The 20,035-nt window shown below is 57.0% G+C and carries 16 protein-coding genes; 7 read left to right on the top strand and 9 right to left on the bottom strand.

All coding sequences use genetic code 11. The features are described 5' to 3' along the window. Positions 1 to 11: 11 nt before the first annotated feature. Positions 12 to 443, bottom strand: a complete 432-nt coding sequence (locus tag AM379_RS00770; RefSeq protein WP_020883153.1) for a tripartite tricarboxylate transporter TctB family protein — start codon at positions 441 to 443, stop codon at positions 12 to 14. A gap of 11 nt (positions 444 to 454) precedes the next feature. After that, entirely contained in the window at positions 455 to 1,435 is a 981-nt protein-coding gene (locus tag AM379_RS00765; protein WP_014170977.1) for a Bug family tripartite tricarboxylate transporter substrate binding protein, read from the bottom strand. Positions 1,436 to 1,585: 150 nt separating this feature from the next. Here AM379_RS00765 and tctD point away from each other — a divergent pair, with 150 nt between their 5' ends. The 4 genes from tctD (at position 1,586) to AM379_RS00745 (ending at position 5,619) form a co-directional block, all read left to right on the top strand. Continuing rightward, positions 1,586 to 2,260, top strand: a complete 675-nt coding sequence (tctD, locus tag AM379_RS00760; RefSeq protein ID WP_014170976.1) for a transcriptional regulator TctD — start codon at positions 1,586 to 1,588, stop codon at positions 2,258 to 2,260. Continuing rightward, positions 2,247 to 3,656, top strand: a complete 1,410-nt coding sequence (locus tag AM379_RS00755) for a sensor histidine kinase (protein WP_106503364.1) — start codon at positions 2,247 to 2,249, stop codon at positions 3,654 to 3,656. Before tctD ends, AM379_RS00755 begins: the two co-directional genes overlap by 14 nt. A gap of 129 nt (positions 3,657 to 3,785) precedes the next feature. Further along, positions 3,786 to 4,325: a YfaZ family outer membrane protein gene (locus tag AM379_RS00750; RefSeq protein WP_106503363.1), complete on the top strand. Its 540-nt coding sequence runs from the start codon at positions 3,786 to 3,788 to the stop codon at positions 4,323 to 4,325. A gap of 94 nt (positions 4,326 to 4,419) precedes the next feature. Next, entirely contained in the window at positions 4,420 to 5,619 is a 1,200-nt protein-coding gene (locus AM379_RS00745) for a nicotinamide mononucleotide deamidase-related protein YfaY (protein ID WP_106503362.1), read from the top strand. Between the two features lie 33 nt (positions 5,620 to 5,652). On the opposite strand, the gene glpC is transcribed toward AM379_RS00745, so the two are convergent. Genes glpC through glpA form a run of 3 tightly spaced genes read right to left on the bottom strand, consistent with a single transcriptional unit; the run spans position 5,653 to position 9,675 of the window. Next, positions 5,653 to 6,843, bottom strand: coding sequence for an anaerobic glycerol-3-phosphate dehydrogenase subunit GlpC (gene glpC, locus AM379_RS00740; RefSeq protein ID WP_020883157.1), 1,191 nt, complete (start codon positions 6,841 to 6,843; stop codon positions 5,653 to 5,655). Beyond that, entirely contained in the window at positions 6,840 to 8,057 is a 1,218-nt protein-coding gene (glpB, locus tag AM379_RS00735; protein WP_032678600.1) for a glycerol-3-phosphate dehydrogenase subunit GlpB, read from the bottom strand. The genes glpC and glpB overlap by 4 nt, the downstream gene beginning before the upstream one ends. After that, on the bottom strand, positions 8,047 to 9,675 hold the full coding sequence (gene glpA / locus AM379_RS00730) for an anaerobic glycerol-3-phosphate dehydrogenase subunit A (RefSeq protein WP_032678599.1): 1,629 nt from the start codon (positions 9,673 to 9,675) through the stop codon (positions 8,047 to 8,049). Before glpA ends, glpB begins: the two co-directional genes overlap by 11 nt. Positions 9,676 to 9,930: 255 nt before the next feature. On the opposite strand from glpA, the gene glpT reads away from it, so the two are divergent. Further along, complete coding sequence (glpT, locus tag AM379_RS00725) at positions 9,931 to 11,283, top strand: glycerol-3-phosphate transporter (protein ID WP_025203601.1); 1,353 nt, start codon at positions 9,931 to 9,933, stop codon at positions 11,281 to 11,283. Between the two features lie 11 nt (positions 11,284 to 11,294). Continuing rightward, positions 11,295 to 12,347, top strand: a complete 1,053-nt coding sequence (gene glpQ / locus AM379_RS00720; RefSeq protein WP_032678598.1) for a glycerophosphodiester phosphodiesterase — start codon at positions 11,295 to 11,297, stop codon at positions 12,345 to 12,347. A gap of 48 nt (positions 12,348 to 12,395) precedes the next feature. On the opposite strand, the gene yfaE is transcribed toward glpQ, so the two are convergent. The 4 genes from yfaE to ubiG form a co-directional block, all read right to left on the bottom strand. Further along, positions 12,396 to 12,650 (bottom strand): class I ribonucleotide reductase maintenance protein YfaE, encoded by a 255-nt coding sequence (gene yfaE, locus AM379_RS00715; RefSeq protein ID WP_014170967.1) that lies wholly within the window; start codon positions 12,648 to 12,650, stop codon positions 12,396 to 12,398. Beyond that, positions 12,650 to 13,780, bottom strand: a complete 1,131-nt coding sequence (gene nrdB, locus AM379_RS00710) for a class Ia ribonucleoside-diphosphate reductase subunit beta (protein WP_014170966.1) — start codon at positions 13,778 to 13,780, stop codon at positions 12,650 to 12,652. The genes yfaE and nrdB overlap by 1 nt, the downstream gene beginning before the upstream one ends. A gap of 51 nt (positions 13,781 to 13,831) precedes the next feature. Beyond that, positions 13,832 to 16,117, bottom strand: coding sequence for a class 1a ribonucleoside-diphosphate reductase subunit alpha (nrdA, locus tag AM379_RS00705; protein ID WP_020883162.1), 2,286 nt, complete (start codon positions 16,115 to 16,117; stop codon positions 13,832 to 13,834). 347 nt (positions 16,118 to 16,464) lie between these two features. Next, complete coding sequence (gene ubiG, locus AM379_RS00700; RefSeq protein WP_014170964.1) at positions 16,465 to 17,193, bottom strand: bifunctional 2-polyprenyl-6-hydroxyphenol methylase/3-demethylubiquinol 3-O-methyltransferase UbiG; 729 nt, start codon at positions 17,191 to 17,193, stop codon at positions 16,465 to 16,467. 146 nt (positions 17,194 to 17,339) lie between these two features. Between ubiG and gyrA the strand changes: the two genes are divergently transcribed. After that, complete coding sequence (gene gyrA, locus AM379_RS00695; RefSeq protein WP_014170963.1) at positions 17,340 to 19,976, top strand: DNA topoisomerase (ATP-hydrolyzing) subunit A; 2,637 nt, start codon at positions 17,340 to 17,342, stop codon at positions 19,974 to 19,976. Positions 19,977 to 20,035: the final 59 nt, after the last annotated feature.

Raw genomic sequence — 20,035 nt, 5'->3', positions numbered from 1 at the left:
AGCGTGCTCCGTTAATTAAACCATGCGCCGAGCGGTAAGGTCACATCCAGCAGGCGGTCAAAGGCAAACCACAGCAAGATCCCCATTACCGCGCCGGAAATCCCCGCCGCCGGGAGGGTGGCGTTAAACAGCATGCCGATCACCATCGTCAGGATGGCGGTTGCCACCGGAAAGCCGAGCCACTCAAAACCCCAGGCGTACATCAGCAGAACGATGACCATCACCAGCAGACGCTGCAGAATACGGCGCGGTGGCCACTCTACGGTATCCGGATGACGGAGCAGCAGGGCCACCGAGCAGAGCAGCATCAGTCCAACAATGCCCATCGGGAAGGGGCGCGGCCCCACCGGTTCATAGCTGTATTCGCTGTGGATCTGCCAGGCGACGAACATCCCACCGACGCAGAGCAGCAGCCAAATCCCGGCAAAAATACGATCGCTCATACCGCCTCCGGTTATTTGGCAAGGCCAAAGGCTTTCGCCTGTTCGCGATAGTCATTGACCTGTTTTTTGACGTACTCATCCAGCGGTTTGCCGCTCAGGTTGAACTCAAACAGCCCGCGCAGATCGCGCTGCTTTTTAAACGCTTCGGTCTGCTGGAGTTTATTGAAGGTTTCGACCCACCACTGATATTCGGCATCGGTCACTTTTGGCCCGACGAAGAAACCGCGGATAATCGGCCAGACCAGGTCATAGCCCTGTTCTTTTGCGGTAGGGACGTTCGCCAGCTGGCCCGGCAGGCGGTTCTCAGAGAAGACCGCCAGCACGCGGATTTTATCGCCGTTCAGGTAGGGCACCATTTCACTGAGATCGCCGGATACCGCCTGAACGTGATTTCCCATCAGCGCCGTCACCGGTTCGCCGCCCCCTTCAAACGCCACGTAGCGCATCTTGTGAGGATCAACCTTCGCCTGCTGTGCCAGCAGGGCGGCTTTCATCCAGTCCTGGCTGCCGATGGAGGCACCGGCGCCAATCACCACGCTGTTCGGATCTTTTTCCATGGCGGTCAGCAGGTCTTTCAGGGATTTCCACGGTGAATCCGCGCGCACGGCAATCATGCCGTAGTCGGTACCGACGGTTGCCAGCCAGCGCACGTCATCCACGCCGTAGCGGCCAAACTTCCCCTGAGACAAGTTCAACAGCGAGCCACCGGAGAAAGCCACCACCGTGCCGGCTTCCGCAGGGCGTTGCGCGACAATCGCGTTGTACGCAACGGCACCCACGCCGCCGGGCATATAGGTCACGCGCATGGGTTTTGCGATAGCGCCGGTCTCCAGCATGCTGACCTGAATGAGTTTGCAGGTGAGATCGAAACCGCCGCCGGGTTTCGCCGGCGCGATGCACTCGGTGCGGGACGGGGCATCCTGCGCCTGAACGACAGAGGCACTTATCATCAATACGCTTGCAGCAAGAGTCGAAAGTAATTGTTTTTTCATCGTTTATCCTCACGCCGGAGTTCCGGGAGTACGGGTACGGGTCTTTTTTCTGATTATGTGAACCACCTTGTAGCGGTTCCGTTGCGTGATTGTTAAAACAATAACCTTTCATTTCCCTTTCAATGCGACACCAACTTTACAGGATGTGATATGCGTCTCTTACTCGCGGAAGATAATCGTGAGCTGGCTCACTGGCTGGAGAAAGCGCTGGTGCAGGAGGGCTTTGCCGTGGACTGCGTTTCTGACGGGCGCGCCGCCGACCATCTGCTGCAGGGAGAAAGCTATGCGGTTGCCATCCTGGACATCGGAATGCCCGGCTTTGACGGTCTGGAGGTCGTGCATCGTCTGCGTAAACGCGGTCAGACGCTGCCCGTCCTGTTTCTCACCGCGCGCAGCAACGTGGCGGACCGGGTGAAAGGGCTCAACGCCGGGGCGGATGATTATCTGCCGAAACCGTTTGAGCTGGAGGAGCTTGACGCGCGGCTGCGCGCCCTGTTGCGCAGAAGCGAAGGGCGAACGCAGGAGCGTCAGCGCCTTGGGGAGCTGGAATATGACGACGAAGGCTTTTTCCTGCTGCGCGACGAGCCTCTGTCGCTCACGCCGCGTGAACTGTCGCTGCTGAAGGTGTTGATGCATCGCCGGACCCGCCCCGTATCCCGGCAGCAGCTGTTCGATCAGGTGTTTAGCCTGAATGACGACGTCAGCCCGGAGAGTATCGATCTCTATATTCATCGTCTGCGCAAAAAGCTCAGCGGTAGCGGCGTGAGGGTCACCACCCTTCGCGGACTGGGTTATGTGCTGGAGTGCGGCGATGAGGTGGGTTAAGCCGCAGTCGCTTTACCTGCAGCTGCTGCTGTTTCTTGGGCTTCCGTTGCTGTTGCTGTGGGGATTGTCGGCATTTAACAGCTATGTCAGCGCATTGCAGGCGGCCACGCAGGCTTACGACCGCACGCTGTTATCCTCTGCCCGAACAATATCGGAACGGCTGGAGGTTCACGACGGCAGGCTGGGCGTGAATGTTCCCTGGGTGGTGCTCGACAGCTTTGAACTCAATATGAACGACCGGCTCTATTATAAAGTGGTCGATCCCGACGGGCGGGTGATCTCGGGTTATGACGATCTCCCCCGGATGCCCCCGGCAACATCCCGTACCACGCTCTATCCGGCGCTGGCCTGGTTTTATCACACCGAATACCGCGGGCAGGCGATCCGTGTCGCGCGTCTGCTGCAGCCCGTCAATGAAGGGAATATCGTCGGCATGGCGGAGATTTATGTCGCGGAGACGCTCCAGTCCCGCCGCTATCTCGCCAGTCAGTTGCTCTTTTCATCATGGGTCTCTCAGGGATTGCTGGTGCTGCTGACCCTGGTGCTGACCGCGTGGTTGTTGCGTCGCGTACTGCGCCCAATGCGCCAGCTCTCTTCGCTGATGGTGCGCCGTGATCCAGGCCTGCTCGCGCCGCTGCCGGAGTTGTTGCCCTGGTCTGAGACCCGGCTGCTGATTGTGGCGTTCAACCGCTATATCGACAGGCTGCGCGGCGTGCTGTCGCGTCAGGAACGCTTCAACGCGGATGCCTCGCATCAGCTCAAAACCCCGCTGGCGGTGCTGAAAACCCAGGTCTCCGTTGCCCTGACGCGTCAGGATCCCGCCCTGTGGCAGGAGAGCCTGCGGGCAATGAATGCGACCCTGGATGACACCATTGTACTGACCGAACGGCTGCTGCAGCTTTCCGCGGTGAAGCGTAAGGAGCAGGGGGAGGGCCAGTTTGCGCCGGTGGATTTGGTTCAGGTGGTGCAAAACAGCTGCTTCTCCCGGCTGGCGCAGGCGCGCAGTAAAGCGATTGACCTGGGCTATGACGGTCGGCAACAGCCGGTCATGATCGAAGGCGATGACGTGCTGCTGGGGGAGTTGTGCGCCAACCTGCTGGAGAATGCGATCAAATATACCCCTGCAGAAGGGACAGTGACCGTGTTCCTGCGAACAGATCAGGGCGCCGTTGAGCTGAGCGTGGAGGACAGTGGTCCGGGCATCGAAGAGGACCAGATCCAGCAGGCGATGCTGCCTTTCCACCGGCTGGATAACGTCGGAGATGCCGCCGGGTCAGGGATCGGGCTGGCGCTGGCCGCTGATATTGCCCGTCTGCACCGAAGTCCTTTGCAGCTGACGCGCAGCGAAACGCTGGGTGGCCTGAGCGTTAAAATGCGTTTTCTGCTGCTCACGTAAAAAAACACCGGGTATCAAATCGTTACAAACTACTCGCCTGCCGCACGCAGAGTGCTTGATCCCCGGGCGACTCAGGTTAAAATCTCGCGGTTTTGGGACTTCTCTATAAAATTGTGCGGGATCACGACAATGAAAAAAGTGGCATTAGTGGGCTTAGGCCTGATGGTTGTTTCTTCGGCGGCGAACGCCATCAGCTTCAACGGCTCGGCGGGTCAGGATTATACTCACCTCGGCTTTGGCCTTGGGACCGAGACCTCCGGTCTGGCGATGACCGGCGGCTGGACACATAACGATGACGATGGCGATGCGGCAAGCCTCGGCCTGGGTCTGAACATTCCGCTTGGCCCGTTCCTGGCCACCGTGGGCGGTAAGGGGATTTACACTAACCCGAACGACGGTGATGAAGGTTACGCGGCGGCGGTAGGCGGCGGCCTGCAGTGGAAAATTGGTGATAGCTTCGGCCTGTTCGGCGAGTATTACTACTCACCGGATTCGCTCTCCAGCGGTATCGACAGCTATGAAGAAGCCAACGTGGGCGCGCGCTGGACCATCATGCGTCCGATTACGATTGAAGCAGGCTATCGCTATCTGAACCTGGCGGGTAAAGACGGCAACCGCGACAACGCACTGGCTGACGGCCCGTACGTGGGGGTCAGCGCAGGGTTCTAATCACGCCGGCGCGGCATTCTGTCGCGCCAGTTTCTCTCTTCTCCCGACATCCATTTGCGCTATAGTGTTTTGACCATATAAGCGGGAGAACACAATGATTAACGTGGAGATGTTATCCACCGGCGACGAAGTGCTGCATGGACAAATTATTGATACCAATGCTGCCTGGCTTGCCGATCTTTTCTTTGAGCAAGGATTACCGTTAACGCGTCGCAATACGGTGGGCGACAATCTTGAGTCACTGGTGAATGTGCTGCGTGAGCGTAGCGAACACGCCGACGTGTTGATTGTGAACGGCGGGCTCGGTCCCACCAGCGACGATCTCAGCGCCCTGGCCGCCGCGACCGCAAAAGGTGAAGGGCTGGTGCTTCATGAAGAGTGGCTGGCGCAGATGGAGCGTTTCTTCTCCGAACGTGGCCGTGTTATGGCACCCAGCAACCGCAAGCAGGCGGAAATTCCCGCCAGCGCCGAACTGGTCGATAACCCCGTGGGTACCGCGTGTGGGTTTGCCATTACGCTGAACCGCTGCCTGATGTTCTTCACGCCGGGCGTACCGTCAGAATTTAAAGTGATGGTTGAGCAGCAGATCCTGCCGCGCCTTCGCGAACGTTTTACCCTGCCTGAGCCTCCGCTCTGCCTGCGTCTGACCACGTTTGGCCGTTCCGAAAGCGATCTGGCCCAGAGTCTTGATCATCTTTCCCTGCCACCCGGTGTCTCAATGGGCTACCGCTCCTCCATGCCCATCATTGAACTCAAGCTGACAGGACCGGCCTCAGAGAAGGCGGCGATGCTGGCGCTCTGGCCGGAGGTGCAGCGCGTGGCAGGTGAAAGTCTGATCTTTGAAGGCACCGAGGGGCTGCCGGCGCAGATTGCGTCGCATCTGCAGTCTCGCCAGCTGAGCGTGACCTTAAGCGAACAGTTCACCGGCGGCCTGCTGGCGCTACAGCTGTCGCGCGCCAGTGCGCCGCTGTTGGCCAGTGAAGTGGTGCCGTTCCAGCAGGAAACGCTGGCGCAGACCGCGCGCTGGGCTTCGGAAAGAAGGGTGAAACATTTTGCTGGCCTGGCGCTGTTTGTGGGGGGGCTGGATGAGGAACATCTCAACTTTGCGCTGGCGACGCCGGAAGGCACGTATGCTTTGCGGGTTAAAATGAGCATTACTCGCCACAGTCTGGTGGTACGCCAGGAGGTCTGCGCCATGATGGCGCTGAACATGCTGCGCCGCTGGCTGAAGGGTAAAGAGGTGGCCAGCGAGCACGGCTGGATTAATGTTGTCGAATCGCTGTTTGTTGAGTGATGCCTTTGCCGGGGCGTTTTGCCCCGGCACGGTTTAGCCCAGCGCCTTCGCCAGCAGAGTGATCGGATGCTCGCAGCGCTTGCTGGTAGACATCTCTATCTGCCACTTGCAGGTTTCGCAGTCGGTGACCACGATGTCTGCGCCGCTCTCTTCAATCTGGCGAAACAGCGGGGCGCCGATCGCCTGTGACGTTTCGTAGTTTTCCCGCTTAAAGCCGTAAGTGCCTGCGATGCCGCAGCAGCGCGAGTCCAGCACCGTCAGCTCCAGCCCCGGAATGAGCCGCAACAGCTCAAGCGTATAGAGCGACCAGCCCATTTTCTCCATATGACACGGTGTGTGATACACCACTTTCAGCGGTAGTTCCCGCAGCGGCAGCGTCTGCCCGCTGTCCAGTTTGCGCCACAGGAAACGCGTCGCCAGCTCAATGTGCTCGCGCAGACCGGTGTTATCCACGTCCAGCAGGTGCGGATACTCATCACGCAGGGTGAAGGTACAGGTGGACGAGGTGGCCAGTACCGGAATTCCTTTATCAACGATGGCCTCGCGCAGGGACGTGACGTTGCTTTTGGCTTGTTTGCGCGCCTTATCGGTAAAACCGTTGGCAATCAACGGCACACCGCAGCACTTCTCTTTATTCAGGAGCTGCACGCCGGTCCCCATCGCGTTGAGTACCTTCAGCAGATCTTTTCCCAGTTGCGGGTGGTTGTAGTTGACATAGCAGCCGTGGAAGAACGCGACCTGATCGGTGTACTGCGCCTGTTCCGCTGCCACGGATGTATACCAGCGTCGGAAGGTACCGTGAGAGTATTTTGGCAGGCTGCGGTGGTGGTCTATCTTCAGCGTCGCATCCAGCAGTTTTCGCACCGGCTTGAGAGACGTTGCAGCATTCACCAGCGGGGCAAAAGGCGTGGAGACACTGCCCATCAGGTCGGTGTGACTCAGGATCGCATCGCGCAGGGACGGCTTTTGCGTGCTGTAACGCGCGCGGGCTCGCTGGATGATATCGCCGATCTTCACGTCCGACGGACAGGCCACTTCGCAACGTTTACAGTTGATGCAGTATTTCAGCGCCTCATCGTACAGCGCACCGTCTTTAAGACGCAGGCGCTCGCCGTCAGGCCCGGCCTGTTTCGGGCCCGGGTAGCGCGGATTCACACCGCTGACCGGGCAGACGGTGGTACAAACTGTGCATTTGATGCAGCTTTCAAACCGGGTATCGTTCATTGCTCAGCCTCCATGCGCTGGCCAATTTGCTCTGCCACATACAGCGCCGTGATGGCGCAGACCCCGCCGCCGCAACCCTGAGCGATGGGATCGTATCCCCCCAGAAGAGAGCCAATGGCATAGAGATTACTGACCGGCTGACCAGAAAGTCGCGGGTGCAGTTGCTTATCGACAATCACGCCGAACTGCTGCCAGGGTTGTGGGGTGAAGAAATCACTCTGATACCAGTCCGCGCGGGAGGGCGTTTGCCGGACATCCAGCCCCATAATGGCCTCCTGGATGCCGTCCCGACGGCTCAGCAGCCCGTTGCTGAAGAAACTGCCGCTTGCCAGCACCGTATAACGCGCGCGAAGCGGAATATCAGCGTGATTACGCGTCCAGACTTCGCTCACCGAACCATCCGTCAGGGTGATTTTTTTCACCTCGTCACCCGCCATCCACACGCCACCCTGAGCGATAAACCGCCGCTGAAGCTGGGTATGCAGGCGAATGCCGGGGACAGAAGGGGGAAGCGTCGGCAGCAGGCCAAGCGAGCAGGGCAGGCGATCCGAGAGCCAGCGCCAGAGCCGGTTGTCGCTTAAGCCAAAGCAGGCGGGCATAAACAGCGTGTCGCAACCTTCGGCAAGCGGCCGGAGCGCGGCATACAGCAGCGGCCATTTATCGTCGTTATCGAGAAAACGGGCAATATTCACCGCGCGAAACTCGCTCGGGTTGTCGCGCAGGACGTCAAGCTCAGGAAGCTCTATCTCAGCCGTTTGTGCGTTCACGCCCTGGCGACAGAGCGATGCCGCAGCGAGGTGGGGCTGGAAATCAAGAAAACCGCTAATACCCACGACCAGGACCCGTCCTGCGTTGAAGGGGGCAACAGGCACCTCTTCCGGGCTGAGCCAGGCAGAGCGCAGGGTGCCGAGCGGAGTAACCCGATGATGATTTTTCCGGGCGTTACCCTGCAGCCGTGCGCCGCACTCGGCCAGAAGGGTTTCGGCTTCATGGGCGAAGCGGTCGACGGTGTCTCTGCCCGTCAGGTTATAGGGATGCTCTGGCGGCAGGGCATCGCGATATGCCTCATCCAGCAGATCCAGCGAACCCGACGAGAAGTGCAGTGCGCTCTGGCCCCGGGTGATGATGGCGCAGCGCAGCCCCTGCTTCGTTAGCCTGATACCACAGAGCAGACCCGCCAGCCCACCACCGACAATCACGGTATCAAATTTCATCCTGTTGCTCCTTTTCAAGACCGCACAGCCCCTGGTAGACCCAGCGGGTAAACTCGCTTTCACGCAGGGCATCACCCCAGGCGACAGGCTGAATACCTTTCCAGCGTTCGTTCAGGAAATCACTGAGTTGTGCCAGCGACTGGGTGGCAGTGGTGGTATGAAAACGTTGTAACAACCCGGCGGCACGGCAGGCGCACAGCTCACCCTGGCAGGTGCCCATGCCCACGCGGGTGCGCCGACGTAAATCAAGCAGGCTGTTGACGGTCAGATTCTCCACGGCGTATTGCACTTCACCCGCCGTGACGGCTTCGCATTCACACACCAGGCTACGGCTCAGCCGTCCTTCCCCCAGCCAGACTGGCGTGCGGTCTCCGTGGCGATAGATGGCGGAACCGCGCAGGGGGGCGGAAAGGGAGATGATTTTTTGCAGCGTTTTCTCGGTGGACTGACGCGAGCCGGGCAGAGGTTGCTCTGCGGTCACACACCGTTCGCTATTACCCAGCTTGCGGCAGACGGCATCGGTTGCCCACTCGGCCATCAGGCGGTAAGTCATCAGCTTGCCGCCGGTGATGGTGATAAACCCGTCCAGGCCATCGCGTGCGGCGTGGTCGAGCAGCACGATGCCACGGCTGACGTTGCGCCCGCTCGGGTCGTTATCGCTCGCCACCAGAGGGCGCACGCCGGCATAGGCGCGAAGAATTCGGGTCTGCGCCATCACGGGAGCCAGCTTTTCCCCTTCGCGCAGCAGGATATCCACCTCGTCGGCGGTCACGCGGTTGTAATCAATCTCGCTATAGTCCACGTGGGTTGAAGTGGTGCCGATAAGCGAAATGGTATCGCCCGGCACCAGGATGTCGGCATCAGAAGGTTTGCGGCAGCGGTTGATCACGTGGTTGTTAATGCGGTGGTCGAGGATCAGCAGCGAGCCTTTTGCCGGGAACATGCGCACAGACAGCTCGGCGTACTCCGCGATGCGTTGCCCCCAGATCCCCGCCGCGTTGACCACCACGGCGGCGTACAGTTCGCCATGCTCCTTATACTGCGTATCAAAAACACGTACGCCGCAGACGCGGTTCCCTTCCCGGATAAGCCCGGTCACTTCCTGCCCGGTCAGAACCTGTGCGCCGTGTTCACGGGCGTCCAGCATGTTCGCGGCGGTCAGGCGGAAAGGGTCAACCGTGCCGTCCGGGACCTTCACCGCACCGATAAGGGCCGGGTTGACAGACGGTTCCAGGCGACGCGCGAGTTCGGGGTCGATGACGTCAGCCTCAATCCCTGCAGCGCGGCAGGCGGTCACAAAGGTTGGCTGAAATGAGAGATCGTCTTCGGGAAGCGTAATGAACAGACCGTTGGTCGGTTCAATGCAGTGGCGGGCAATGCGTCTGAGGATCTGGTTTTCAGCAATGCATTCCCGCGCGGATTCGGGGTCGGTCACCGCGTAACGGGCACCACTGTGCAGCAGGCCATGATTGCGCCCGGTTGCGCCCGTCGCAATGTCATGGCGCTCCAGAAGCGTGACGCTCAGCCCACGCAGGGCGCAGTCGCGTGCGATGCCGGCGCCGGTCGCGCCACCGCCAATGATAATCACATCGCTGTAGCGAGGATCGTGAATTGTCATTGTTATCCCTCTGTGTTCGTTTTTTACCATTTAGCCACATCAAAACTGTGGTTTGTTTGATTTCGAACATAAACGAACGAAATTCGAAAGTGAAACGTGATTCCATGCGCTTTTCTGCGCACATTGTCATATTTCTGTAACAATTTGTGCGTTGATTCACAGTAACAATCACCGTGATTTCTTAACATCGCCGCCTCTCTGGAGTGTGGGGCAGTTAAACCCCTGTAAATTCAATACCTGGCCACGGAGGCTGTCATGCTCAGTATCTTCAAACCTGCGCCGCATCGGGCGCGTCTGCCAGAGGCAGAAATTGATCCGCTATACCGTCGTCTGCGTTGGCAAATCTTCCTGGGGATCTTCTTCGGGTACGCGGCGTACTACCTGGTACGTAAAAACTTTGCGCTCGCCATGCCGTATCTGGTGGAGCAGGGCTTTTCTCGTGGCGATCTGGGGTTCGCGCTGTCGGGGATCTCTATCGCCTACGGTTTTTCCAAATTCATCATGGGTTCAGTGTCCGATCGCTCGAATCCACGCGTGTTCCTGCCTGCGGGTCTGATCCTGGCGGCAGCGGTGATGCTGTTCATGGGCTTTGTGCCATGGGCAACCTCCAGCATCGCCGTGATGTTCGTGCTGCTGTTCCTCTGTGGCTGGTTCCAGGGAATGGGGTGGCCGCCTTGCGGGCGCACCATGGTGCACTGGTGGTCGCAGAAAGAGCGTGGCGGCATCGTGTCGGTGTGGAACTGCGCGCATAACGTCGGTGGCGGTATTCCACCTCTGCTGTTCCTGCTGGGGATGGCGTGGTTTAACGACTGGAAAGCCGCGCTTTATATGCCTGCCTTTGGTGCCATTCTGGTGGCGGTTATCGCTTTCGCCCTGATGCGTGACACGCCGCAGTCCTGTGGCCTGCCGCCGATTGAAGAGTACAAAAACGACTATCCGGATGATTACAGCGAGCAGCATGAAGAAGAGCTGACGGCCAAACAGATCTTCATGAAGTACGTCCTGCCCAACAAACTGCTGTGGTATATCGCGGTGGCCAACGTCTTCGTGTACCTGCTGCGTTACGGCATCCTCGACTGGTCACCTACCTATCTGAAAGAGGTGAAGCATTTCGCGCTGGATAAATCCTCCTGGGCTTACTTCCTCTATGAGTACGCCGGGATCCCGGGGACGCTGATTTGCGGCTGGATGTCGGACAAAGTGTTCCGGGGTAACCGTGGTGCGACGGGCGTCTTCTTTATGACGCTGGTGACCATTGCCACCGTGGTTTACTGGCTCAACCCGCCGGGTAACCCGTCAATCGATATGGCCTGTATGATCGTCATCGGCTTCCTGATTTACGGCCCGGTGATGCTGATTGGTCTGCATGCCCTGGAGCTGGCGCCGAAGAAAGCGGCAGGTACGGCGGCCGGCTTTACCGGTCTGTTCGGTTACCTTGGCGGTTCGGTCGCGGCGAGCGCCATTGTGGGCTACACCGTTGACTTCTTCGGCTGGGACGGCGGCTTTATGGTGATGATTGGCGGTAGCGTGCTGGCGGTGCTGCTGTTGATTGTGGTGATGATTGGTGAAAAACGTCATCACGCCGAAATGCAGGCGCGTCGTCAATAAGGAGAAGGCTGATGAAATTAACTTACGTAGCAACGGGCCTGCTGCTGGCGGGCCTGATGACAGGCTCAGCGCTGGCTAACGAGAAAATGGTTATCGCCCATCGCGGCGCAAGCGGCTATCTGCCAGAGCACACGCTCCCGGCAAAAGCGATGGCCTATGCGCAGGGGGCAGATTATCTCGAGCAGGATCTGGTGATGACCCGTGACGACCAGCTGGTCGTCCTTCATGACCACTATCTTGACCGCGTGACGGACGTGGCTGAGCGTTTCCCGGCCCGCGCCCGCAAAGATGGTCGCTACTACGCCATTGACTTTACGCTGGATGAGATTCGTTCGCTGAAGTTTACCGAGGGTTTCGAGGTTGAAAACGGCAAGAAGGTGCAGGTCTATCCGGGACGTTTCCCGATGGGTAAATCTGATTTTCGCATTCATACCTTCGAAGAAGAGATTGAGTTTGTTCAGGGACTGAACCACTCAACCGGGAAAAACATCGGCATCTACCCGGAGATAAAAGCGCCGTGGTTCCACCATCAGGAAGGGAAGGACATTGCCGCGAAGACGCTGGACGTGCTGAAAAAGTACGGCTACACCAGCAAGCGCGACAAAGTCTATCTGCAGTGTTTTGACGCCGCTGAGCTGAAGCGCATTAAAACCGAGCTGGCGCCAAAGAGAGGGATGGATCTCAATCTGGTACAGCTGATTGCCTACACCGACTGGAATGAAACTCAGGAGAAACAGCCCGACGGCACGTGGGTGAATTACAACTACGACTGGATGTTTAAGCCGGGCGCAATGAAACAGATCGCGCAGTACGCCGACGGTATCGGACCGGATTACCATATGCTGGTGGCGGAAGGCTCAACGCCAGGCCACGTCAAGCTGACGGCAATGGTGAAAGAGGCGCACGCCAGCCATATGCAGGTTCATCCGTATACGGTGCGTGCGGACCAGCTACCGGCTTATGCGACGGACGTAAACCAGCTGTACGACGTGCTGTATAACCAGGCCGGGGTGGACGGGCTGTTCACCGATTTCCCGGATAAAGCCGTGCAGTTTTTGAAGTAAAAGAAAAAGGGCCGTAAGGCCCTTTTTTATGTCGCCCGGAGGGGCGGTTTACATCTCAATCTCTATATCGCCTTTTGCCCGGCAGCAGCAGGGCAAAATTTCACCTTCGTTGATGAAGGCCAGCGGTTCGGTCAGCCAGTCCACTTGTCCGGCGACTAAACGGCAGCGACATGAGCCGCAATAGCCTGAGCGGCATTGATACTCCACTTCAACCTGATGCGCCTCAAGCGCAATCAACAGGGAAGGGTGTTCTTCCCGGCACAGCACTTCGGTACCGGAAAGGCTAAGCGTTACGCGGCTCATCAGAGCTGGAAGTCGCTCAGGTCGTCGGTGTTAACTTCAGAGTCAATCTGCCCGACCAGATAAGAACTGACTTCCACTTCCTGTGGCGCAACCTGCACGTTATCGGATACCAGCCAGGTGTTGATCCACGGAATTGGGTTAGAGCGGGTTTTGAACGGCAGCTCAAGCCCGACCGCCTGCATACGGATGTTGGTGATGTACTCAACATACTGGCACAGGATGTCTTTGTTCAGGCCAATCATGGAGCCGTCGCGGAACAGGTAGTCTGCCCACTCTTTCTCCTGCTGAGCGGCCAGCACGAACAGGTCATAGCACTCCTGTTTGCACTCTTCGGCAATCTCAGCCATCTCCGGATCGTCTGTACCGCTGCGCAGCAGGTTCAGCATATGCTGGGTGCCGGTCAGGTGCAGGGCTTCGTCACGGGCGATCAGACGGATGATTTTGGCATTACCTTCCATCAGCTTGCGTTCCGCAAAAGCGAAGGAGCAGGCGAAGCTCACGTAGAAGCGGATGGCTTCCAGTGCGTTAACGCTCATCAGGCACAGGTAAAGCTGTTTCTTCAGCGCGCGCAAGCTCACGGTGACGGTTTTGCCGTTCACGGTGTGGGTGCCTTCGCCCAGCAGATGCCAGTAGCTGGTCATCTCGATCAGTTCGTCGTAGTAGTGCGCAATACCTTCAGCACGTTTCTGGATCTGCTCGTTAGTGACGATATCGTCAAACACCACCGCCGGATCGTTAACGATGTTGCGGATAATGTGGGTGTAAGAGCGGGAGTGGATGGTCTCAGAAAACGCCCAGGTTTCCACCCAGGTTTCCAGCTCCGGAATGGAGATCAGCGGCAGCAGCGCCACGTTCGGGCTACGGCCCTGAATGGAGTCCAGCAGCGTCTGGTACTTCAGGTTGCTGATGAAGATATGCTTTTCGTGCTCCGGCAACGCCTGGAAATCGATACGATCGCGAGAGACGTCAACTTCTTCCGGGCGCCAGAAGAAGGAGAGTTGCTTTTCAATCAGCTTTTCGAAGATGTCATATTTTTGCTGATCGTAGCGTGCCACGTTGACCGGTTGCCCGAAGAACATCGGCTCTTTGAGCTGGTCGTTTTTCGTCTGTGAAAAGGTGGTGTATGCCATGAATTGGAGTCCTGTCTTACGAAATAAAGGCGGGGATATCCCCGCCCTTCATTAGATCTTACATGCGCCGCTTTCGCAGCCATCGTCCTGGATTGACGGTGCCATGTCATCCTGAGCGTCTTCCGCACCATCACGGGTGTTGTGATAGTACAGGGTTTTCACACCAAATTTGTAGGCGGTGAGCAGGTCTTTCAACAGTTGCTGCATCGGTACCTTGCCAGACGGGAAGCGCGTCGGGTCGTAGTTGGTGTTAGCAGAAATCGACTGGTCGATAAACTTCTGCATGATCCCCACCAGCTGCAGGTAACCGTCGTTGTTTGGCATTTCCCACAGCAGCTCGTAGTTGTCTTTCAGCAGCTCGTAGTCAGGCACAACCTGACGCAGGATACCGTCTTTCGACGCTTTAATGCTGACGTGGCCGCGCGGTGGTTCAATACCGTTGGTGGCGTTAGAGATCTGCGAAGAGGTCTCAGACGGCATCAGGGCAGACAGCGTGGAGTTACGCAGGCCGTGAGTCTTGATGGATTCACGCAGCGCTTCCCAGTCCAGATGCAGCGGTTCGTTAGAAATCGCATCCAGGTCTTTCTTGTAGGTATCGATCGGCAGAATGCCTTTCGCATAGGTGGTTTCGTTGAACCACGGGCACGCGCCTTGCTCTTTCGCCAGCTCGTTGGAGGCTTTCAGCAGGTAGTACTGAATCGCTTCGAACGTTTCGTGGGTCAGGTTGTTCGCGCTGCCGTCGGAGTAACGCTTACCGTGTTTCGCCAGCCAGTAGGCAAAGTTGATAACGCCGATACCGAGGGTACGACGGCCCATTGCTCCACGTTTTGCCGCCGGGATTGGGTAGTCCTGGTAATCCAGCAGGGCATCCAGCGCACGCACGGCCAGCACCGCCAGCTCTTCCAGCTCTTCCAGGCTCTTGATAGCGCCCAGGTTGAAAGCAGAGAGGGTGCAGAGCGCGATTTCGCCGTTTTCGTCGTTAACATCTTCCAGCGGTTTGGTCGGCAGGGCGATTTCCAGGCACAGGTTAGACTGGCGCACTGGCGCAACCACCGGGTCAAACGGGCTATGGGTGTTGCAGTGGTCAACGTTCTGAATGTAGATACGGCCGGTAGAGGCACGTTCCTGCATCATCAGGGAGAACAGGTCAACCGCCTTAACGCGCTGCTTACGGATGCTGTCGTCTTTTTCGTATTTGGTGTACAGACGCTCGAACTCATCCTGATCGGCGAAGAACGCGTCATACAGGCCCGGAACGTCGGACGGGCTGAACAGGGTGATGTCTTCACCTTTCAGCAGACGGGTGTACATTAGCTTGTTGATCTGTACGCCGTAGTCCATGTGACGAACGCGGTTGCCTTCAACGCCACGGTTGTTTTTCAGTACCAGCAGGCTTTCCACTTCCAGGTGCCACATTGGGTAGAACAGGGTGGCTGCACCACCGCGTACGCCGCCCTGAGAGCAGGATTTTACCGCGGTCTGGAAGTGTTTGTAGAACGGGATACAGCCGGTGTGGAACGCTTCACCGCCGCGAATCGGGCTACCCAGTGCACGGATGCGACCGGCGTTGATGCCGATACCGGCACGCTGGGAGACATATTTCACGATGGCGCTGGAGGTCGCGTTGATGGAATCCAGGCTGTCACCACACTCGATCAGGACGCATGAGCTGAACTGACGGGTTGGGGTGCGCACGCCAGACATGATTGGCGTAGGCAGAGAAATCTTGAACGTGGAAACCGCATCGTAGAAACGCTTCACGTATTCCAGACGGGTGTCACGCGGGTAGTTAGAGAACAGGCAGGCGGCCACCAGAATATAGAGGAACTGGGCGCTTTCGTAGATCTCACCGGTCACACGGTTCTGAACCAGGTATTTGCCTTCGAGCTGCTTCACCGCCGCGTAAGAGAAGTTCATGTCGCGCCAGTGATCGATAAACCCGTTCATCTGCTCGAACTCTTCTTCCGTATAGTCTTCCAGCAGATGCGTGTCGTATTTACCCAGCTCAACCATTTTCACCACGTGATCGTAAAGCTTTGGCGGCTCAAACTGGCCGTACGCTTTTTTACGCAGGTGGAAAATCGCCAGACGTGCAGCGAGGTACTGATAATCCGGGGCTTCACGGGAAATGAGATCCGCCGCAGCCTTGATGATGGTTTCGTGGATATCAGATGTCTTGATGCCATCGTAGAACTGAATGTGAGAGCGCAGTTCAACCTGGGAGATAGATACGTTATTCAGTCCTTCTGCTGCCCAGTCGAGAACACGATGGATTTTGTCCAGATTGATACGCTCGGTGGTACCGTCGCGCTTAGTCACCAGCAGACTCTGATTCATGTGGGTTTTACCTGTCCGTGAAATAAAAAATATCCCCCGCTTATCCACAGATCCGTCTTGTGACTAACTCTGTGGATAAATACTACATATAGGGGGTTTGCGATAAGAAAAACGCTATATGGTGAGTATTCTAGTATCGAATCTTTTCAGCACAAGGGTTGATTTTGACGTTAAATTGAGGTTGTCAAAGGGTAAAAAAGGCTAAGTCCTCGTACCGTAAGGCCTGGAAGAGATGTCAATAATTAAGAAAAAAAATTCAAAATTTGATCGAGTGCTGATTTCTTCAACGGGAGGTCAGAATTGCGCAACATGATGTCGCGCAATCTTTATAAGAATAATGGATGACGTCAGTCGTTTTTGGCGGTTGTATGCAACATATAGTTAACATCTACACCCGGTGCGAGTTTGAATTTATCGGTCAATGGATTGTAATGCAGACCGGTGATGTGCTGCTCCTTGAGCCACGTTTGATCAACCCAGCTCAGTAATTCAGCAGGCTTGATGAATTTCTTCACGTCGTGCGTGCCTTTTGGCACCATACGCAGCACATACTCCGCCCCGACGACCGCCATCAGCCAGGCTTTTCCGTTTCGGTTGATCGTCGAGAAGAAGACCTGGCCGCCCGGTTTCACCAGTTTTGCACAGGCGTGAACCACGGACTGGGGGTCGGGAACGTGCTCCAGCATCTCCATACAGGTCACCACGTCGTACTGATGGGCATGCTTTGCCGCATGTTCTTCGACGGTTTCCTGCACATATTCCACCTGCACTCCAGATTCCAGCGCATGAAGACGGGCAACCTGCAGCGGTTCAAAGCCCATATCCAGACCGGTGACGGTGGCCCCTTCGCGCGCCATGCTTTCTGCCAGAATGCCGCCGCCGCAGCCGACGTCGAGCACTTTCTTACCGAACAGGCCGCCGGAACGCTCCGCGATATAGCCCAGACGCAGCGGGTTAATGCGGTGCAGAGGTTTAAACTCACCTTCGAGATCCCACCAGCGGGATGCCACCGCTTCGAATTTGGCAATCTCTTCATGGTCAACGTTGTGAGCCACCGGGGATTTTTCGGCATTCATGGGCGCTTTTACTCCTTATTTTGCAAGACTTCGGAGTATATCAGCCCGCGCGGTTGAATAAAGCTTATTGGTTTACCTCAATCACCGCGGCTGTGTTATAATTTGCGACCTTTGAATCCGGGATACAGTAGAGGGATAGCGGTTAGATGAGCGACCTTGCGAGAGAAATTACACCGGTTAACATCGAGGAAGAGCTGAAGAGCTCCTATCTGGACTATGCGATGTCGGTCATTGTTGGCCGTGCGCTGCCGGACGTCCGCGATGGCCTGAAGCCGGTACACCGTCGCGTACTATACGCCATGAACGTATTGGGCAATGACTGGAATAAAGCCTACAAAAAATCTGCCCGTGTCGTTGGTGACGTAATCGGTAAATACCATCCCCATGGTGATTCCGCGGTGTACGACACTATCGTCCGAATGGCGCAGCCATTCTCGCTGCGTTACATGCTGGTAGATGGTCAGGGTAACTTTGGTTCTATCGACGGCGACTCCGCCGCGGCAATGCGTTATACGGAAATCCGTCTGGCGAAAATTGCCCATGAGCTGATGGCTGACCTGGAAAAAGAGACGGTTGATTTCGTTGATAACTATGACGGCACGGAACGCATTCCGGACGTTATGCCAACGAAAATCCCTAACCTGCTGGTGAACGGTTCGTCCGGTATCGCCGTCGGTATGGCAACCAACATTCCACCGCATAACATCACGGAAGTGATCAACGGCTGCCTGGCCTATATTGAGGATGAAGACATCAGCATTGAAGGGCTGATGGAACACATCCCGGGTCCAGACTTCCCGACGGCGGCGATCATCAACGGTCGTCGTGGTATTGAAGAAGCGTACCGCACCGGACGTGGCAAGATTTATATCCGTGCCCGCGCCGAAGTGGAAGCGGACGCCAAAACCGGCCGTGAAACCATCATTGTTCACGAGATCCCGTATCAGGTGAACAAAGCGCGTCTGATTGAAAAAATCGCCGAGCTGGTAAAAGAAAAACGTGTTGAAGGCATCAGCGCGCTGCGTGACGAATCTGATAAAGACGGCATGCGCATCGTGATTGAAATCAAACGCGACGCGGTGGGCGAGGTTGTACTGAACAACCTGTATTCCCAGACTCAGCTCCAGGTCTCCTTCGGTATCAACATGGTTGCATTGCACCATGGTCAGCCGAAGATCATGAACCTGAAAGATATTCTGAGCGCGTTTGTGCGTCACCGCCGTGAAGTGGTGACTCGCCGTACTATTTTCGAACTGCGTAAAGCCCGCGACCGTGCACACATCCTTGAAGCGCTGGCCGTTGCACTGGCAAACATCGACCCAATCATTGAGTTGATTCGCCGTGCACCAACCCCTGCGGAAGCGAAAGCGTCTCTGATTGCCCGTCCGTGGGATCTGGGCAACGTGGCCGCCATGCTGGAACGCGCTGGCGACGATGCTGCGCGTCCTGAGTGGCTGGAGCCTGAGTTCGGCGTGCGTGACGGTCAGTACTACCTGACTGAACAGCAGGCCCAGGCGATTCTGGATCTGCGTCTGCAGAAACTGACCGGCCTTGAGCACGAAAAACTGCTCGACGAATACAAAGAACTGCTGGAACAGATTGCCGAGCTGTTGCATATCCTGGGTAGCGCAGAGCGCCTGATGGAAGTGATCCGTGAAGAGCTGGAACTGGTCCGCGATCAGTTCGGCGATGAGCGTCGCACCGAAATCACGGCGAACAGCTCTGATATCAACATTGAAGATCTGATCAACCGCGAAGATGTGGTGGTCACCCTGTCTCACCAGGGCTATGTGAAGTATCAGCCGCTGACCGACTACGAAGCACAGCGTCGTGGCGGTAAAGGCAAATCGGCAGCACGTATTAAAGAAGAAGACTTTATTGACCGTCTGCTGGTGGCAAACACCCATGACACGATCCTCTGCTTCTCAAGCCGTGGTCGTCTGTACTGGATGAAGGTCTATCAGCTGCCAGAAGCGAGCCGTGGTGCGCGTGGTCGTCCAATCGTGAACCTGCTGCCGCTGGAAGCGAACGAACGTATCACCGCGATTCTGCCTGTACGTGAGTACGAAGAAGGCGTGAACGTCTTTATGGCGACCGCCAGCGGTACCGTGAAGAAAACCGCGCTGACCGAATTCAGCCGTCCACGTTCTGCCGGTATCATCGCGGTGAACCTGAACGACGGTGACGAACTGATTGGCGTTGACCTCACCTCCGGTTCCGATGAAGTGATGCTGTTCTCCGCCGCCGGTAAAGTGGTGCGCTTCAAAGAGAACGCGGTTCGTGCAATGGGCCGTACTGCAACAGGTGTTCGTGGTATCAAACTGGCCGGTGAAGATACCGTCGTTTCCCTGATCGTTCCGCGCGGTGAAGGTGCTATCCTGACCGTCACGCAGAACGGCTACGGTAAACGTACTGCCGAAAGCGAATACCCGACCAAGTCTCGTGGCACGCAGGGCGTTATCTCTATCAAGGTTACCGAGCGCAACGGATCCGTTGTGGGTGCGGTACAGGTAGACGATGCCGACCAGATCATGATGATCACGGATGCCGGTACGCTGGTGCGTACACGCGTATCTGAGATCAGCGTGGTTGGCCGTAATACTCAGGGTGTGATCCTCATCCGTACCGCGGAAGATGAAAACGTCGTGGGTCTGCAGCGTGTAGCTGAGCCTGTGGATGACGAAGAGCTCGACTCCATCGACGGTAGCGTCGCAGAAGGTGATGATGAAATCGCACCAGAAGCCGATACCGAAGATGATGCAGCGGATGACGCTGACGAGTAATGTCTCCTGATGCAAAAAGGGCCGGTTTCCGGCCCTTTTCTTTTGCACAAGCAGATAAG

The sequence above is a fragment of the Enterobacter cloacae complex sp. FDA-CDC-AR_0132 genome (assembly GCF_003010695.1).
GTDB lineage: Bacteria > Pseudomonadota > Gammaproteobacteria > Enterobacterales > Enterobacteriaceae > Enterobacter > Enterobacter ludwigii.
Note: the sequence above shows the minus strand (reverse complement) of the source record. Positions and strands in the feature narration are given on the sequence as shown.

Bases quoted from the DNA above. Each gene is read 5' to 3' on its own strand.
- AM379_RS00770 (WP_020883153.1), bottom strand. From the start codon at position 443: ATGAGCGATCGTATTTTTGCCGGGATTTGGCTGCTGCTCTGCGTCGGT.
- AM379_RS00765 (WP_014170977.1), bottom strand. From the start codon at position 1,435: ATGAAAAAACAATTACTTTCGACTCTTGCTGCAAGCGTATTGATGATA.
- tctD (WP_014170976.1), top strand. From the start codon at position 1,586: ATGCGTCTCTTACTCGCGGAAGATAATCGTGAGCTGGCTCACTGGCTG.
- AM379_RS00755 (WP_106503364.1), top strand. From the start codon at position 2,247: ATGAGGTGGGTTAAGCCGCAGTCGCTTTACCTGCAGCTGCTGCTGTTT.
- AM379_RS00750 (WP_106503363.1), top strand. From the start codon at position 3,786: ATGAAAAAAGTGGCATTAGTGGGCTTAGGCCTGATGGTTGTTTCTTCG.
- AM379_RS00745 (WP_106503362.1), top strand. From the start codon at position 4,420: ATGATTAACGTGGAGATGTTATCCACCGGCGACGAAGTGCTGCATGGA.
- glpC (WP_020883157.1), bottom strand. From the start codon at position 6,843: ATGAACGATACCCGGTTTGAAAGCTGCATCAAATGCACAGTTTGTACC.
- glpB (WP_032678600.1), bottom strand. From the start codon at position 8,057: ATGAAATTTGATACCGTGATTGTCGGTGGTGGGCTGGCGGGTCTGCTC.
- glpA (WP_032678599.1), bottom strand. From the start codon at position 9,675: ATGACAATTCACGATCCTCGCTACAGCGATGTGATTATCATTGGCGGT.
- glpT (WP_025203601.1), top strand. From the start codon at position 9,931: ATGCTCAGTATCTTCAAACCTGCGCCGCATCGGGCGCGTCTGCCAGAG.
- glpQ (WP_032678598.1), top strand. From the start codon at position 11,295: ATGAAATTAACTTACGTAGCAACGGGCCTGCTGCTGGCGGGCCTGATG.
- yfaE (WP_014170967.1), bottom strand. From the start codon at position 12,650: ATGAGCCGCGTAACGCTTAGCCTTTCCGGTACCGAAGTGCTGTGCCGG.
- nrdB (WP_014170966.1), bottom strand. From the start codon at position 13,780: ATGGCATACACCACCTTTTCACAGACGAAAAACGACCAGCTCAAAGAG.
- nrdA (WP_020883162.1), bottom strand. From the start codon at position 16,117: ATGAATCAGAGTCTGCTGGTGACTAAGCGCGACGGTACCACCGAGCGT.
- ubiG (WP_014170964.1), bottom strand. From the start codon at position 17,193: ATGAATGCCGAAAAATCCCCGGTGGCTCACAACGTTGACCATGAAGAG.
- gyrA (WP_014170963.1), top strand. From the start codon at position 17,340: ATGAGCGACCTTGCGAGAGAAATTACACCGGTTAACATCGAGGAAGAG.